At 62.2% G+C, this 15521-nt stretch carries 11 protein-coding genes and 1 pseudogene; 4 read left to right on the forward strand and 8 right to left on the reverse strand.

Going from position 1 to position 15521, the window contains the following annotated elements; genetic code table 11:
• Position 1: 1 nt before the first annotated feature.
• Positions 2-2392 (reverse strand): penicillin-binding protein 1A, encoded by a 2391-nt coding sequence (locus ACQ4MM_RS11835; RefSeq protein WP_431477550.1) that lies wholly within the window; start codon positions 2390-2392, stop codon positions 2-4.
• A 108-nt stretch (positions 2393-2500) separates the two neighbouring features.
• Here ACQ4MM_RS11835 and ACQ4MM_RS11840 point away from each other — a divergent pair, with 108 nt between their 5' ends.
• From ACQ4MM_RS11840 to glpD, 3 genes are read left to right on the forward strand one after another with little or no spacing between them, the layout of a single operon-like run.
• Positions 2501-4732, forward strand: coding sequence for an OPT family oligopeptide transporter (locus ACQ4MM_RS11840; RefSeq protein WP_431477551.1), 2232 nt, complete (start codon positions 2501-2503; stop codon positions 4730-4732).
• Between the two features lie 14 nt (positions 4733-4746).
• A complete protein-coding gene (locus tag ACQ4MM_RS11845; RefSeq protein WP_431477552.1) occupies positions 4747-6024 on the forward strand; it encodes an amidohydrolase family protein in 1278 nt (425 codons plus the stop codon).
• A gap of 11 nt (positions 6025-6035) precedes the next feature.
• Entirely contained in the window at positions 6036-7547 is a 1512-nt protein-coding gene (gene glpD, locus ACQ4MM_RS11850; RefSeq protein ID WP_431477553.1) for a glycerol-3-phosphate dehydrogenase, read from the forward strand.
• A gap of 62 nt (positions 7548-7609) precedes the next feature.
• Here the strand turns inward: glpD and ACQ4MM_RS11855 are convergent, their stop codons facing one another.
• Positions 7610-9115, reverse strand: a complete 1506-nt coding sequence (locus ACQ4MM_RS11855) for a peptide MFS transporter (RefSeq protein ID WP_431477554.1) — start codon at positions 9113-9115, stop codon at positions 7610-7612.
• A 181-nt stretch (positions 9116-9296) separates the two neighbouring features.
• Between ACQ4MM_RS11855 and ppnN the strand changes: the two are divergent.
• A pseudogene (gene ppnN, locus ACQ4MM_RS11860) lies at positions 9297-10669 on the forward strand (nucleotide 5'-monophosphate nucleosidase PpnN).
• A 70-nt stretch (positions 10670-10739) separates the two neighbouring features.
• Here the strand turns inward: ppnN and lysS are convergent.
• The 6 genes from lysS to ACQ4MM_RS11890 all read right to left on the reverse strand — a co-directional run bounded on the left by lysS (position 10740) and on the right by ACQ4MM_RS11890 (position 15518).
• Positions 10740-12278: a lysine--tRNA ligase gene (lysS, locus tag ACQ4MM_RS11865; protein ID WP_431477555.1), complete on the reverse strand. Its 1539-nt coding sequence runs from the start codon at positions 12276-12278 to the stop codon at positions 10740-10742.
• A 4-nt stretch (positions 12279-12282) separates the two neighbouring features.
• Complete coding sequence (locus ACQ4MM_RS11870; RefSeq protein ID WP_431477556.1) at positions 12283-12945, reverse strand: HAD family hydrolase; 663 nt, start codon at positions 12943-12945, stop codon at positions 12283-12285.
• Positions 12946-12948: 3 nt separating this feature from the next.
• Positions 12949-14053 (reverse strand): peptide chain release factor 2 gene (gene prfB, locus ACQ4MM_RS11875; protein ID WP_431477557.1). Its coding sequence is split into 2 segments (ribosomal slippage): positions 12949-13971 and positions 13973-14053, totalling 1104 coding nucleotides; the frame shifts between segments, so codons are not numbered across the junction.
• Between the two features lie 70 nt (positions 14054-14123).
• Positions 14124-14510, reverse strand: a complete 387-nt coding sequence (locus ACQ4MM_RS11880; protein WP_431477558.1) for a DUF6916 family protein — start codon at positions 14508-14510, stop codon at positions 14124-14126.
• Between the two features lie 3 nt (positions 14511-14513).
• Positions 14514-14990, reverse strand: a complete 477-nt coding sequence (locus ACQ4MM_RS11885; RefSeq protein WP_431477559.1) for a GNAT family N-acetyltransferase — start codon at positions 14988-14990, stop codon at positions 14514-14516.
• Between the two features lie 6 nt (positions 14991-14996).
• Complete coding sequence (locus tag ACQ4MM_RS11890) at positions 14997-15518, reverse strand: phage tail protein (protein ID WP_431477560.1); 522 nt, start codon at positions 15516-15518, stop codon at positions 14997-14999.
• Positions 15519-15521: the final 3 nt, after the last annotated feature.

Genomic DNA, 15521 nt, shown 5'->3' on the forward strand with positions numbered 1-15521 from the left:
TTCAGGCACCCACCGGGGCTTGCTGTGGCGGGACCTGCTGGAGCGCTGGCTGGGCCGGCTGGGTTGGCGATGCCGGCGTTGCCGGGGGCTGCTGGGTGCCGTCGGCAGGCACCGGCTCTTCGCCTTCGACCGGTATTTCGCCCATGTCGATTGCCAGCACCGTCGGGTCGTTGGCGTATTCTTCCAGGATCCAGTCTCCGTTCAACTGCACCACGCCTTCCGGCGCCGGACGGTCGATCGGCGGATGCTTCGGCAGTGCCGAGCGCATATAGTCCATCCAGATCGGCAGCGACAGCGTGGCGCCGAACTCGCGGCCGCCAAGCGACTTGGGATCGTCGTAACCCATCCAGGCCACGGCCACCACGCCGCCGCCATAGCCGGCGAACCAGCCGTCGAAGGAATCGCTGGTGGTGCCGGTCTTGCCTGCCAGGTCCGGGCGGCCAAGGCGGCCAGCTGCGGCGCCGGTACCGCTGCGCGCCACATCGCGCATCATGCTGTCCGTGATGAAGACGTTGCGTTCATCGAGCACGCGTTCGCCGGAAGTGGCCGGGGCAGGCGGCTGGATGTCCATGATCGGCACGCCCTTGGAGTCGGTGACGCGCGAAATCAGGTATGGCGTGGCCTTGTAGCCGCCGTTGGCGAAGACCGCGTAAGCGCCGGCCAGTTGCAGCGGCGTGACGGCGCCGGTGCCCAATGCCATGGTGAAGTTCTTCGGATGGCGCGGCAGGTCGAAGCCGAAGCGGGCCAGGTAGGCGTGGGTGTCATCCAGGCCGGCCGCGCGCAGGATTCGCACCGAAGGCACGTTCTTCGATGCCGCCAGCGAGCGGCGCATGGTGACCTGGCCGTCGAACTTGCCATCGTCGTTTTGCGGCTTCCACGGCTGGCCGATCGAGCTGCCCGGCAGTTCCAGCGGTTCGTCGGCGATCACCGTGCCGGGGCCGAAGCCTTTGGCGACGGCGGCGGAGTAGATGAACGGCTTGATCGAAGAACCCGGCTGGCGCCAGGCTTGGGTCACGTGGTTAAACTTTTGCAGGCCGTAGTCGAAACCGCCGACCATGGCCTGGTAGGCGCCGGTGTTGGCGTCCAGCGCCACGAAAGCGGCGGCGACCTGCGGCACCTGGGTGATGGCCCAGCCTTTCTTTTCGGTCTGCATGACGCGGATCACGGCGCCGGGACGGATCGCAGTGGCAGGCTTGGCCTTGCTGGACAAGGCGGATGCGGCCAGTTTCAGGCCGTCGCCGCTGATCGACAGCACGTCGCCGTCCGAGGTTTCGGCCTTGACCAGGGTTGGGCTGGCTTCCAGCACCACGGCCGGGATCAGGCCATCGCTGACGACGCGCTTGCCCAGTACTTCGTCAATGGCATCGCCGCGCTCGTCCTCGTCGGCCGGCAGTTCGATATGCGCTTCCGGACCGCGGTAGCCGTGACGCTGGTCGTAGGCCACCACGTTGCGGCGCACCGAATCGTAGGCCGCGTCCTGGTCGCGCGACTGGATGGTGGTGTAGACGTTGATGCCTTTGGTGTAGCTCTCTTCCTTGAACTGCGCGAACACGGCCTGGCGCGCCAGTTCGGCCACATATTCGGCGTGGACATCGAATTCCTGGCCGCGGTGGTTGACGTGAAGCTGTTCCTTCTTGGCCTTTTCGTACTGTGCCTCGGTGATGTATTCGAGTTCGAACATGCGGCGCAACACCACTTGCTGGCGCGAGCGCGCTTTCTTCGGATTGACCGCAGGGTTGTTGCGCGAAGGGTTTTGCGGCAGGCCTGCCAGCATCGCCGTTTCGGCAATCGACAACTCCTTCAGCGACTTGCCGAAGTAGGCCTGGGCGGCGCTGGAGAAGCCGTAGGAACGCTGGCCCAGGTAGATATTGTTCATGTACAGCTCAAGGATCTTGTCCTTGTCCAGCGCATCCTCGATGCGATAGGCGAGCATGGCCTCGGCCAGCTTGCGCGAGATGAATTTGTCTTTGCTCAGGTAGAAATCGCGCGCCACCTGCATGGTGATGGTGGAACCGCCCTGGCGGAAGCTGCCGCGCAGGTTGGCGCGCATGGCGCCCAGCACGCGCACCCAGTCGATGCCGCCGTGCTCGTAGAAACGCGAGTCTTCAATCGCCAGTACGGCCTTCTTCATCAGGTCGGGCACTTCGGCGATCGGGGTGAAATCGCGGTGCTCTTCGCCGAATTCGCCGATCAGCACTTTGTCCGCCGTGTAAATGCGCAGCGGGATCTTGGGGCGGTAATCCGTAACCGCTTCCAGCGTAGGCAGGTTAGGGCGGATCACAAAGGCCGCATAACATGCCAAGGCAATGCCGCCGGCCAGGGCGGTGAGGCCTGCGCCGACACCGGCGCGAATAACGTTACGGCGGTTCAGCCAGGAAGGACGATTGATCAAATCAGCTCTTTCGGTTGCTAAGTCGAGGGCATTATAGACTACTCGATAGTTGCTACTTCATTGCTAGATATGCCATAGTCCTAGGTGTTTTAGTCTAAAAGGATTTACGTGTTCCGTCCCTATATACCCGATGAGGCGCGGCTGCCGGAGATGACGTTCCGTGCCTTGTTCCTCGGTACCTTGCTGGGCATGGTGTTTGGCGCTTCCTCGCTGTACCTGGTGCTGAAAGTCGGCCTGACTGTCAGCGCATCGATTCCCGTAGCGGTCATTGCGATCACTTTCTTCGGCCTGGCCAGGAAAATGGGCGGCAAGGATGCCAGCATCCTGGAGAACAGCATCGCGCAGACCGCCGGTTCGGCCGGCGAATCGATTGCCTTCGGACTGGGCGTGACCATGCCGGCGATCCTGATCCTGGGCTTTGAGCTGGAAATCTGGCGCGTGATGCTGGTGGGCGTGCTGGGCGGCTTGCTGGGCATCCTGATGATGATCCCGATGCGCCGCACCATGATCGTGGACCAGCACCACGAGCTGAAATTCCCGGAGGGGACTGCCTGCGCCGAAGTGTTGAAGGCCGCGGCCAGCGATTCTTCGCGCCAGGCCGCCGGCGAGCCATTGCAGGGCGAATCGGAAGCGGCGCGCGATGCGCGTCGCCGGGCACGGCTGATTTTCGGCGGCTTTGGCATCGGGTTGCTGTACAAGGCCCTCAACGTCTCGTTCAAGGGATGGAAGGACACGCCCGAGGTTGTGCTCGGCGCGCCGCTGAAGGGTGGCTCGATCGGCGCTGAAGTCTCACCCGAACTACTTGGCGTGGGCTATATCATCGGCCCGCGCATTGCGCTGACCATGACTGCGGGCGGCGTCTTGTCCTACCTGCTGCTGATCCCGATGATCAAGTTCTTCGGCGACCCGCTGGCCACCGTGCTGGCGCCGGCCACCATGCTGATTTCGGAGATGGGACCGGACGACGTGCGCGGCGCCTACATTCTCTATATCGGCGCCGGTGCGGTGGCCGCCGGTGGCCTGATTGCGCTGCTGCGTGCGATGCCGATGATCTGGCGCAGCCTGGCGGCCGGCTTGTCCGGCGTGGGCAAGGGCAGCAAGGCTGACGTTACGCGCCGCACCGAGCAGGATATCCCGATGAAGTGGGTGGTGATCGGTTGCCTGGCCCTGATCGCCGTGATCACCGCTTCCGCCCCGCTGCATATGAATTTGCTGGGCGCCTTGCTGATCCTGGTGTTCGGCTTCCTGTTCTCCACGGTATCGTCGCGCCTGACCGGCGAAATCGGCTCGTCCTCGAATCCGACTTCGGGCATGGCGGTGGCGACGCTGTTGTTTACCTGCCTGATCTTCCTGATGGTCGGCTGGACCGGCGGCCAGTATTACGTGACTGCCTTGTCGGTTGGCGCCATTGTCTGCATCGCGTCCGCCAACGCGGGCACCGTATCGCAGGACTTGAAGACCGGCTTCCTGGTCGGCTCCACGCCGCGCCTGCAGCAGTACGCCATGCTGGTTGGCTCGCTGGCGTCGGCCCTGCTGCTTGGCCCGATCCTGCTGCAGCTGAATAGTTCCAGCACGGTCTATGTGCCCGCGGCCCAGGTTGCGCCGGGCCTGGCGACCGATGCTTCCAGGCTTACCGTCACTGCACGCCTCGATGGCCCGCAGGCCGCCAGCGACAGCGCCAGCTACAAGGTCTGGCAGAAACCGGATGCGCAGGGCGGTCCGGAAGGCAAATACCTGGTCGCGCCGGATGGCAAGGCTGTCTGGTTCGTCGATCCCGGCATCAACGGTACGCACCACAAGCGCCCCGATGGCACCGAGGTGCGCAAATACGATGCACCGAAGGCGGTGCTGGTGTCCTACATCATCAAGGGCATCCTCGACCAGCAACTGCCGTGGACGCTGGTGATGCTGGGCGTGATGATCGCCGTGGTCCTTGAGATGTCGGGCGTGCAGTCGCTGTCGTTTGCGGTGGGGGTTTACCTGCCGCTGTCGGCCACGCTGCCGATTGCGGTCGGCGGCGTGCTGCGCTGGCTGGCCGACCGCCGCAACAACAAGCTGCCGCAATACGCCGGGATGAACCAGGAAGAGCTGCAGGCGGCGGGCGACCGCAGCGAGGGCGTGCTGCTGGCGTCCGGCTATATCGCCGGCGGCGCCTTGGCCGGCATCGTGATTGCGATCACTGCGGGCGTGATGACCAACTTCGATGCAGCGGTCACCGCGTGGGCCGAAAGCAGCAATCCATTCTTCAGCGGGCCGATGGCGGATTTGCTGTCCTTGCTGCCTTATGCTGTAATCATGGGGCTGCTCTTGTGGGCGGCGCGAGAAAAATCCACACGTTAAAAGGAGACTGGGCGATGAGGAAACTGGGTGCGGCGGGCCTGCTGCTGACAATTGGAGTGGCGAATGCCGCCACGCAAACGGTCAACTGCGGCCGCCTGCTGGACGTAAAAGGCGGCGTATGGCGCGAAAATGTCACGGTCTACATTGAGAATGGCGCCGTGAAGGCGATCGAGCCGACCAAGGGCAAGGGTGACGTGGATCTTGGCGCCATGTCCTGCATGCCAGGCTTTATCGACATGCACGTGCACCTGACCGGCCAGACCCAGCCCCAGGTCGAAGCCCTGCGCGGCCAGATGACCCTGGACGCCATCGACCGCGCCTACGATTCGGTCGCATTCGCCGAACGTACGCTCAAGGCCGGTTTCACCACGGTGCGCGACCTGGGCGCCAACGAGGGCCTGAATATCGCCATGAAGCGCGCTATCAACACCGGCGCCATTGTCGGCCCGCGCATGTTCACGTCCGGCAAAGCCATCGCCACCACCGGCGGCCATGGCGACCCAAGCAACGGCCAGTCGCGCGAATTGCGCCACCTGCACGGCACTCCCGGCCCGGATGAAGGCGTCGTCAATAGCCCCGACGAGGCCCGCCAGGCCGTGCGTGCGCGCTATCAGGAAGGAGCGGACGTGATCAAGATTACGGCTACCGGCGGCGTCCTGAGCCAGGCCAGCAGCGGCATGAACTCGCAGTTCGACGACGCTGAACTGAAGGCCTTGATCGCCGCCGCCAGGGACTATGGCTTCAAGGTTGCCGCGCACGCGCACGGTGCGGAAGGCATGAAACGCGCCCTGAAAGCCGGCGTCGACTCGATCGAGCACGGCACCTTCATGGACGACGAGACGATTGCACTGTTCAAGAAGACCGGTGGCTGGTACGTGCCGACCATCAGCGCGGGGAGGTATGTCGCCGACAAGGCCAAGGAACCGAGTTACTATTCGCCGTTGGTGCGTCCGAAGGCGGCTGCCATCGGACCGCAGATCCAGGGCACTTTTGCGCGAGCCTACAAGGCGGGCGTGAAGATCGCCTTCGGCACCGATGCCGGCGTTTTCCCGCATGGCGAGAATGCCAAGGAATTCGCCTACATGGTGGAGGCGGGCATGCCGGCCTTGGAGGCAATCCGCTCCGCCACGCTCAGCGCCGCGTCGCTGCTGGGCCAGTCCAGCCGCCTTGGTTCGCTGGAGCCGGGTTTTGCGGCCGACATCGTGGCGGTGGCGGGCGATCCATTGAAAGACATCACCCTGCTGCAGAAGGTAGGATTCGTGATGAAAGAAGGCGTCGTTTATAAACAGTAGTCGGGGAGCGCATGGCGGACGTAGATTGCGATGTACTGGTAGTTGGCGGCGGGATTAATGGGGCGGGAATCGCGCGCGATGCGGCGGGCCGTGGTCTGTGCGTCGTATTGTGCGAGAAGGACGACTTGGCATCGCACACTTCGTCCGCCTCCACCAAGTTGATTCATGGTGGCTTGCGCTACCTGGAATACTATGAATTCCGGCTGGTGCGCAAGGCGCTGGCCGAACGTGAAGTGCTGTTGCGCAGTGCGCCGCACATCATGTGGCCAATGCGTTTTGTGATGCCGCATGACGCGGGCCAGCGGCCGGCACTGCTGATACGCGCCGGCCTTTTCCTTTACGACATGCTGGCCAAGCGCGAGCTGCTGCCTGGTTCGCGCGGCATCGACCTTCGCCGCCACCCGGCGGGGCGGCCGTTGAAGGAGTCCTTCAGTGCCGGCTTCGAGTACTCCGATGGCTGGGTCGACGATGCCCGGCTGGTAGTGCTGAATGCCATGGACGCCTGCGCCAAAGGCGCCTGCATCCTGACCCGCACCAGTTGCGTTGGCGTTGAGCGTCACGCCGACCATTGGGTGGCCACGCTGCGCAAGGCCGACGGCACCGAAAAACGCATCACCACGCGCGCGGTGGTCAACGCCGCCGGCCCCTGGGCGCAGTCCTTCATCCAGTCGGCCGGCGGCAAACAGCAGTCGCGCAACCTGCGCCTGGTCAAAGGCAGCCATATCGTGGTGCGCCGCATCTTTGAACATGACCAGGCCTATATTTTCCAGAACAAGGATGGCCGCATCGTGTTTGCCATCCCGTATGAACGCGACTTCACCCTGATTGGCACGACCGACCTTGAATACAAGGGCGATCCGCAGCGCGTAGCGATTGAAGAAAGCGAGATCCGCTACCTGTGCGAACTGGCGAGCGACTACTTCCGCGAGCCGGTGCGCCCGGCGGACGTGGTATGGACCTACGCCGGCGTGCGCCCTTTGCTGGAAGATGCCGCCACCGATGCGAAAGCTGTGACGCGCGACTACTTCCTGGAAATCGACAAGGACGGCGCGCCGCTGCTGAACATTTTCGGCGGCAAGATCACGACCTTCCGCAAGCTGGCCGAAGACGCGGTGGACATCCTCTGCAAGGCGCTCGGCCGGCCCGAAAAAGGCTGGACCGAGAAAGCCTGCCTGCCAGGCGGCGACCTGTTCGGGGCCGTGCCGCAGAACCGTTCGGTGCTGGAATTTTGCGGCTGGGCCGGTGCGCTACAGGTGAAGTACGCCTGGCTGCCGCAGGAACTGGTGAAGCGCTACGCACGCGCATATGGCACCCGGGTGCACACCCTGCTGGAAGGCTGCGCATCGCTGGCCGACATGGGAGAAGAGATCCTGCCGGGAGTGTACGCAGCGGAAGTGAACTACCTGCGCCGCAAGGAATGGGCTGTGAGCGCGGCCGACATCCTGTGGCGCCGCTCCAAGCTTGGCCTGCATTTGCCGGCGGGAGCCGAAGCCAGGCTCGACGCCTGGCTCACCGCCAACTAATAAAAAAGGCAGCCGAAGCTGCCTTTTCTATTGCCTGAAAAATGGGGACGTACCCCATTTTTTTACTTTACGCCGTGCATCAGTTTCTGGATGAACGGGGCCAGGATGAACAGCAGCACGCCGCCGCCGATCAGGATCCAGAAGCCCTGGGTGTAGCCGGTCAGCGCCGATTCCACGGTCATGCCATGTTCGCCGGACATCATCGAAGCGACGATACCGGACAGGTTGTTGCCGATGCCGGTGGACAGGAACCAGCCGCCCATGCCCATGCCAACCAGGCGGGTCGGCGCCAGCTTGGTGACCATCGACAGGCCGATCGGGGACAGGCACAGCTCACCGATGGACTGGATCACGTAGACCATGAACAGGGTCCAGAACGGGATCATTTTCTTGTCGTCGACCAGGTGGGTCAGCGCGTACATCAGCAGGCCGAAGGCCAGGCCGTTGCCGATAATGCCCAGTGCGAATTTGCGTGGGATCGATGGGTTCTGGCCACGCTTGCCCATCCAGACCCAGATCGCTGCCACAACCGGCGCGAAGAAGATAATGGCCAGCGAGTTGACGGACTGGAACCAGGCGACCGGGAAGGTCATGAAGCCCAGCTCGCGGTTCACGATCTGGTCGGCCAGGAAGGTGAAGGACGAGCCAGCCTGTTCGAAGAAGCACCAGAACATGATGTTGAAGGCGAAGATCACCATCATGGCGATGGTTTTGTCGCGGGCCACAGGGCCGTTGCGCACACCTTCGACGATCAGCATCGCCACCAGGATCAGGAACAGCACGGACAGCACGCCTTGCAGGGCTGCTGCACCGACTGCCAGCAGGGCATAGACGACAGGGATCACGGCCAGTGCACCCAGTGCGACGTAAGCGATACGCTTTGGATCCTTGGCTTCCGGTGCCGGTTCGCCGATGCCCTTCAGGCCGCGGCGGCCCAGGTAGAACCAGAACAGCGAAATGATCATGCCAACGCCAGCGGAGATGAACACGATCTTGTAGGCTGGGGTGTCGCCGGTTGCGAACACTTTCTGTGCCAGCAACTGGGTGAAGATCGGGGCCAGGAAGCCGCCGACGTTAATGCCCATGTAGAAGATGGTGAAGCCGGAATCGCGGCGGGTATCGCCCATCGAGTACAGCTTGCCGACCATGGTCGAGATGTTCGGCTTGAACATGCCGTTACCGACGATGATGGTCGCCAGCCCGAACTTGAAGATCGTCGGGTCGGGAATGGCGATCATGAACAGACCGGCCGCCATGAAACCTGCGCCGAGCAGGATGGAACGCTGGTAGCCCAGCACGCGGTCAGCGACATAGCCGCCGAACAGTGCGCCGGCATACACCAGCGCCAGGTAAGAACCGTAAGTCAGGTTGGCCGCCGCCTGGCCCGATGCATCGCCGCCGTAGAACTGCGAAACGATGTACAGCACCAGCGCCCAGCGAATCCCATAAAACGCAAAGCGTTCCCAGAATTCAGACATAAACAGCATCCAGAGCGGAGCAGGGTGACCCATGATCTGCCTGAATTCAGGAATTTTAACCTCGGTGGTTTGCGTGGTAGGACCGCTCATGCGGTTTCTCCTGGTCGAAAAAAGCCGAATTGTAATCTACCCCGCGCCGTTGAAGGGCAATTTCGCGTGCTGCAAAGCAGCAATGTGGTATGTTTGCCAAGCTTGTGTCTGTGAATCAGCACACCAAGAGCGTATATTGGAGATGCAGTCCCCAAAAGTTAAATAAAAGGATTTATGTATCATGGACAGCAACGTTGTCGACACTCTCATCGCTCCGGAGGGCAGGCTGGAAGTCCTGTCCAAGGCGGAGGTGGTCCAACTGCTCGACTCGGGCAAGGGCGGTCTCTATAACATGTTCCGCAACTGCGCCCTGGCGGTGCTGAATTGCGGCAGCACGATCGACGATGGAAAGGAATTGCTGGATCGCTTCAAGTCGTTTGATATCAACATCCTGCAGCGTGAACGCGGCATCAAGCTCGAAATCAAAGGGGCTCCGGCCATCGCTTTTGTCGATGGCAAGATGATCAAGGGTATCCACGAACACTTGTTTGCGGTGCTGCGCGATATTGTCTTCGTCAGTAACGAAGTGACCGGGAATCCGAAATTCGACCTGGCCCGCAGCGAGGGCATTACCGATGCGGTATTCCATATCCTGCGCAATGCGAATGTGCTGAAGCCGCAGCTCAATCCGAACCTGGTGGTGTGCTGGGGCGGCCATTCGATCAACCGCGCCGAATATAACTATTCGAAGGAAGTGGGCTACCAGCTTGGCTTGCGCGGCCTGGACATCTGCACCGGCTGCGGCCCTGGCGCGATGAAGGGGCCGATGAAGGGCGCCACCATCGGCCACGCCAAGCAGCGCTTTACGGGGCGGGCGTTACCTGGGTATCACGGAGCCTGGCATCATCGCCGCCGAATCGCCGAACCCGATCGTCAACGACCTGGTGATCATGCCTGATATCGAGAAGCGCCTGGAGGCTTTCGTGCGCGTCGGCCATGGCATTTGCGTGTTCCCGGGCGGCGCAGGGACGGCGGAAGAGATCCTGTATATCCTCGGCAATCCTGCTGCATCCGGATAATGCGGAGATTCCATTCCCGCTGATCTTCACCGGCCCCGAAACGGCGCGCGAGTACTTCGTGCAGATCAATGAGTTCATCGGCTTGACCCTGGGCACGGAGGCGCAGCAGCGCTACAAGATCATCGTCGATGATCCGGAGCTGGTGGCGCAGGAGATGCAGGAAGGGATGAAACAAGTACGCGAATACCGCAAATCGCGCTCGGATGCCTATTACTTCAACTGGGCGCTGAAGATCGACGACGAGTTCCAGCGTCCGTTCTCGCCGACGCACGAGAACATGCGCAACCTGAGCTTGCACAAGAACCAGCCGGTGCACGTGCTGGCGGCCAACCTGCGCCGGGCGTTTTCGGGGGTGGTGGCGGGCAATGTGAAGGAAGAGGGCATCCGCACTATCGAGAAGTACGGCCACTTCGAGATCCACGGCGACAAGGAAATCATGGGGCCGATGGATGCGTTGCTGGCATCCTTCGTGGCGCAGAGCCGGATGAAGCTGGCGGGCAAGGCATATACGCCTTGCTACCGGGTGATCCAGTAACAGTTGAGCCCGTGTCACACCTTGGGGCCTGACCCCAAGGTGTGACACGGGCTCGTCCGTAAGGCTTGCCTTAGTCTTCCTTGCGCAGGTGCGGGAACAGCAGCACGTCGCGGATGTTTGGCGAGTCGGTCAGCAACATCATCAGGCGGTCGATGCCGATACCGCAGCCGCCGGCTGGCGGCATGCCGTATTCCAGCGCGCGGATGAAGTCGGCGTCGTAGTACATTGCTTCGTCGTCGCCGGCTTCCTTGGCCTTCATCTGGGCCAGGAAACGTGCCGACTGGTCTTCAGCGTCGTTCAGCTCGGAGAAGCCGTTGGCGATTTCGCGGCCAACCATGAACAGTTCGAAGCGTTCGGTGATGCCTTCGCGGGTGTCGGAAGCACGGGCCAGCGGCGACACTTCGATCGGGTAGTCGATGATGAAGGTCGGTTCCCACAGTTGCGCTTCGGCGGTTTCTTCGAACAGCGCCAGCTGCAGCGCGCCCAGGCCCGAGGTGGCGAATGGCTTGACGCCGAATTTCAGCAGCTCGGCCTTCAGGAAGGCCATGTCGTTCAGCTGCGCTTCGGTGTAGCCAGGGGCGTACTTGTTGATGGCGCCGCAGATCGTCAGGCGCTGGAACGGCTTGGACAGGTCCAGTTCACGGCCGCCGTAGGTCAGCACAGCGGTGCCCTTGGCGTCGACCGCTGCCTGGCGGATTACCTTTTCGGTGAAGTCCATGATCCATTCGTAGTCGGTGTACGCCGCGTAGAACTCCATCATGGTGAATTCAGGGTTGTGACGAACCGACACGCCTTCGTTACGGAAGTTGCGGTTGATCTCGAACACGCGGTCGAAGCCGCCCACCACCAGGCGCTTCAGGTACAGCTCAGGAGCGATACGCATGAACATCTGCATGTCCAGCGCGTTGTGGTGGGTGATGAAAGGCTTGGCCGATGCGCCGCCCGGGATCGGGTGCAGCATCGGGGTTTCGACTTCCATGAACTCGTTCGCTTCCATGAAACGGCGGATCGAGGAGATCGCAGCGGTGCGCGCCTTGAAGGTGCGGCGGGTTTCTTCGCTGGTGATCAGGTCGACGTAGCGCTGGCGATATTTGGTTTCCTGGTCGGCCAGGCCGTGGAACTTGTCCGGCAGCGGACGCAGGGCCTTGGTGATCAGCTTGATCTCGCTGACTTTGACGGTCAGTTCGTCGGTCTTGGTCTTGAACAGGGTGCCGGTCACGCCCAGGATGTCGCCCAGGTCCCAGCCGCGGAAGGCTTCCATCGCCTCTTCGCCGGTAGTGTCCAGGGTCACGTAGATCTGGATACGGCCGTCGGCCTTCTGGCCGGAGGAGTCTTGCAGGGTGGCGAAGGCGGCTTTCTTGCCTGCTTCGCGGCGCAGCATCATGCGCCCGGCGATGACGACGGGAACCTGTGCGGCTTCCAGTTCTTCACGGGTCTTCTCACCATACTGCACGTGCAGGTCGGCAGCCTTGTGCTGAGGGCGGAAATCGTTAGGGAAGGCGACGCTCTGTTTCTCGCGGATGGCAGCCAGCTTGGCGCGGCGCTCGGCGATGATCTTGTTGTCGTCCTGGCCTGGTGCCTGGTCTTGCACTTGGTTTTCCGTAGTCATGGTTTTAATGGTTTGTCAGTGTATTGATATCGATTTCGCTGAAGTCGCGCGCAATGCAGATCACATTGTCGAACGCCTTAAACGCTTCAGCAGGCAAAGTGGTTGTCAGGACGACGCAGCGCATGCCGGCTCGGCGCGCTGCTTCCACGCCCAAAGGCGCGTCCTCGAACACGATGCAGTGCGCCGGATCGGCGCCGCAGCGTTCGGCCGCCAGCAGGAACACGTCGGGTTCCGGCTTGCCGCGTTTGACGTCGGCGGCGCCGACGACGGTGTCGAACAGTTCGCGCACACCCAGGCCGTCCAGCGTGAAGTCCACGTTGCAGGGCGGGGCGGCGGTGCCGACCGCCAGGCGGATGCCGGCGGCCTGCGCTGCGCTCACCAGGGCGCCGAAGCCTTCCACGGCGCGCAAATGGGGAGCGTAGATTTCGCGGTACAGCACTTCCTTCTCGCCGATCAGGGCGGTCACGTCGTCATGCGCCAGGCCCTCGCCGAGGTATTGGCGCATGATCTCGTGGCCGGTGCGGCCGGCGGTGGCGGCAAAGAACGCCGCTTCGTCGACAGCCTGGCCGCGGCGGCCGAAGAACTCCAGCCACGAGCGGGTGTGGAAACCCATGTTGTCGACGATGGTGCCGTCCATGTCGAAGATGAAGGCGCGCTGCTGCGTCATGCTTTAGATGCCTTGCTTCAGGGACGCGGAGATGAAGTCGTCCAGGTCGCCGTCCAGCACTTTGCCGGTGTTGCCGGTCTCGAAGCCGGTGCGCAAGTCCTTGATACGGGACTGGTCCAGCACGTAGGAACGGATCTGGTGGCCCCAGCCCACGTCGGTCTTGGAGTCTTCCAGCGACTGCTGCTCGCTCATGCGCTTGCGCAGTTCCAGTTCGTACAGCTTGGCCTTCAGCATGTCCATCGCTTCCGCCTTGTTGCGGTGCTGCGAGCGGTCGTTCTGGCACTGCACCACAATACCGGACGGGCCGTGGGTAATACGCACTGCGGAGTCGGTCTTGTTGATGTGCTGGCCACCGGCGCCCGATGCGCGGTAGGTATCGATGCGCAGGTCCGCCGGGTTGATCTCGATCTCGATCGAATCATCCACTTCAGGGTACACGAACAGCGACACGAAGGAGGTGTGGCGGCCGCCCGAGGAGTCGAACGGCGACTTGCGCACTAGACGGTGCACGCCGGTTTCGGTGCGCAGGTGGCCGTAAGCGTATTCGCCTTCGACTTTCAGGGTGGCGGTCTTGATGCCGGCAACTTCGCCTTCGGACTCTTCCAGCACCTCGGCTTTGAAGCCCTTGCGGTCGCAATAACGCAGGTACTGGCGCAGCAGCATGGATGCCCAGTCCTGGGCTTCGGTACCGCCGGCGCCGGCCTGGATGTCGATGAAGCAGTTGTTCGGGTCCATCGGATTGCTGAACATCCGGCGGAATTCCATCTGTTCGATGATCTTCTGGATGTCGGCGGTATCCGCAATCACGGCTTCGAGCGTGTCGTCGTCGCCTTCTTCCTTACCCATCGCGAACAGTTCGTTCATGTCGCGCAGGTCGCTTTCTGCCTTCTGCAAGGTCAGGACCACGCCTTCAAGGGCTTTTTTCTCGCGGCCCATGTCCTGGGCTTTTTTCGGGTCGTTCCAAACGGCCGGATCTTCAAGTTCGGCGTTCAGTTGTTCCAGTTTCTCTGACTTCTTATCGAAGTCAAAGATACCTCCGAAGTTCGGCTTCGCGGTTGGTCAGGTCCGCGAGCAGGTTGGCGAGGGAATTGATGCGTTCAGCTTCCATGGTTTTTCAGGTCTGATAGTTGTTAAATCGAACCTGAAATTATACCTCAGAGGCCGCCGCATCGGGCAGCTCACACGAGGAGGCTGAATTCGGCGCGGTAGAGGGCGCCCAAGCCGCTTGCCGGGCCACGCCCGGCCGGCTCCATGAAGATGGACATGCGCCCTGATAGAGGGTTGTCGATTTCATAAATTCCGGCATCCAGGCCTGGCGACCCGCTGAAGAGCAGGGTGAACTGCTCCTGGTGCGGCACTTCCTTGCCAGGGCGCACCGCCAGCAGGTCGAGCGAGCTGCCGCGTTTGCCCTGGAAGGCGATGAATTGCTGGCCCACCAGATTGCGGAAACCAGCCATGCGCAGCGTAGTGGGCGTTGGCGGCAGCGCTGCCAGCGATGCTGCGCGCGCTACGGCCGGGGCGCCTACCAGGCTTCCGGCGGCGAGGATGAAGTTGCGACGTTCCATGACTTATTCCTTTAATAAGATAGGGTGCCATTCCATGGCCAGGTACATGCCGTCCGTTTCGCCCGGCTGGAAACCAAGCCGGCGGTACAGCGCGCTGGCTGGGTTGCCTTGCAAAACATGCAAGCGTAAGGGGAGACCAGCGTGCTGGCTTTCCTCCTGCAGCCGAGCCAGCAGGGTGGTGCCGATGCCTCGATGCCGGAATGGGCGCAGGACGCTGATGTCGACCAGGCGAAGCTCGTCCTGGCTGCGGGCAACATACATCCGGCCGGCTGCGGCGCCATCGACCAGCACGATGCTTTCCTTCATGCCGGGAAAGCGGCGACGGTAGTCGTTGATCTGGGCTTCGTACTGCATGCGAACCAGCATGGCCTTGATAGTGTGGTCGAGAATGGCCAGGTCCTCGCGCGTGCTCTCGACCAGCGCCAGCAGGAAATCCTGGTCGCCGGTTCCAGCGGGCCGCAAAATGACCTGGCTGTTCATTGTCAGTCAGCTACGGGGCGGGAAAATGCCGCTCAAGGCAATGATGAAGTTGACCACCAGGTAGGGCTGAAGATTGTTATGCACGCTGCTGCCGCCTGCCGTGCCAAGCGGCCCCTGGGGCGAAGGTGCCAACGACGTCGCTTCGTGATAGGGCGCGCTGATCGTCACAGGCTTGGCAAGCAGTGCGTTGGCCGGCGATTGCACGGAAGCTGTTGCGCTGGAGGCGGTCATGCCATGGCTGTGGGACGGCAACTGGAGTGCGGTCAGCGTAGTCGCCGCTTCGCCGCCTTGCTCGCCCAGGTCGCGGGGACTGAGCCCTGGGCCGGTGCCGGCATGCATGGGAATGCGCTGGCGCAGGTCCGGCAGGGCGAAATTGGTTTTGCCGTTGCCGCCGTAGGTGGTGCCGAGAATGGAAAACAGTGCGGTGTTCTGCGCAATGGGAAGGAGCTGGCCATTGCACATTGCCCATCCTACGGGTGCGAAATTGCCGCTGAACATGCGGATTTCGCCAATATAACGCTCTGCCATGCT

The sequence above is a fragment of the Massilia eburnea genome, assembly GCF_050709955.1.
Classification (GTDB): domain Bacteria; phylum Pseudomonadota; class Gammaproteobacteria; order Burkholderiales; family Burkholderiaceae_D; genus Rugamonas; species Rugamonas eburnea_A.

Excerpts from the sequence above, each read along its gene's own strand:
- ACQ4MM_RS11845 (WP_431477552.1), top strand. The coding sequence starts at position 4,747 with ATGAGGAAACTGGGTGCGGCGGGCCTGCTGCTGACAATTGGAGTGGCG.
- glpD (WP_431477553.1), top strand. The coding sequence starts at position 6,036 with ATGGCGGACGTAGATTGCGATGTACTGGTAGTTGGCGGCGGGATTAAT.
- ACQ4MM_RS11855 (WP_431477554.1), bottom strand. The coding sequence starts at position 9,115 with ATGAGCGGTCCTACCACGCAAACCACCGAGGTTAAAATTCCTGAATTC.
- lysS (WP_431477555.1), bottom strand. The coding sequence starts at position 12,278 with ATGACTACGGAAAACCAAGTGCAAGACCAGGCACCAGGCCAGGACGAC.
- ACQ4MM_RS11870 (WP_431477556.1), bottom strand. The coding sequence starts at position 12,945 with ATGACGCAGCAGCGCGCCTTCATCTTCGACATGGACGGCACCATCGTC.
- ACQ4MM_RS11880 (WP_431477558.1), bottom strand. The coding sequence starts at position 14,510 with ATGGAACGTCGCAACTTCATCCTCGCCGCCGGAAGCCTGGTAGGCGCC.
- ACQ4MM_RS11885 (WP_431477559.1), bottom strand. The coding sequence starts at position 14,990 with ATGAACAGCCAGGTCATTTTGCGGCCCGCTGGAACCGGCGACCAGGAT.
- ACQ4MM_RS11890 (WP_431477560.1), bottom strand. The coding sequence starts at position 15,518 with ATGGCAGAGCGTTATATTGGCGAAATCCGCATGTTCAGCGGCAATTTC.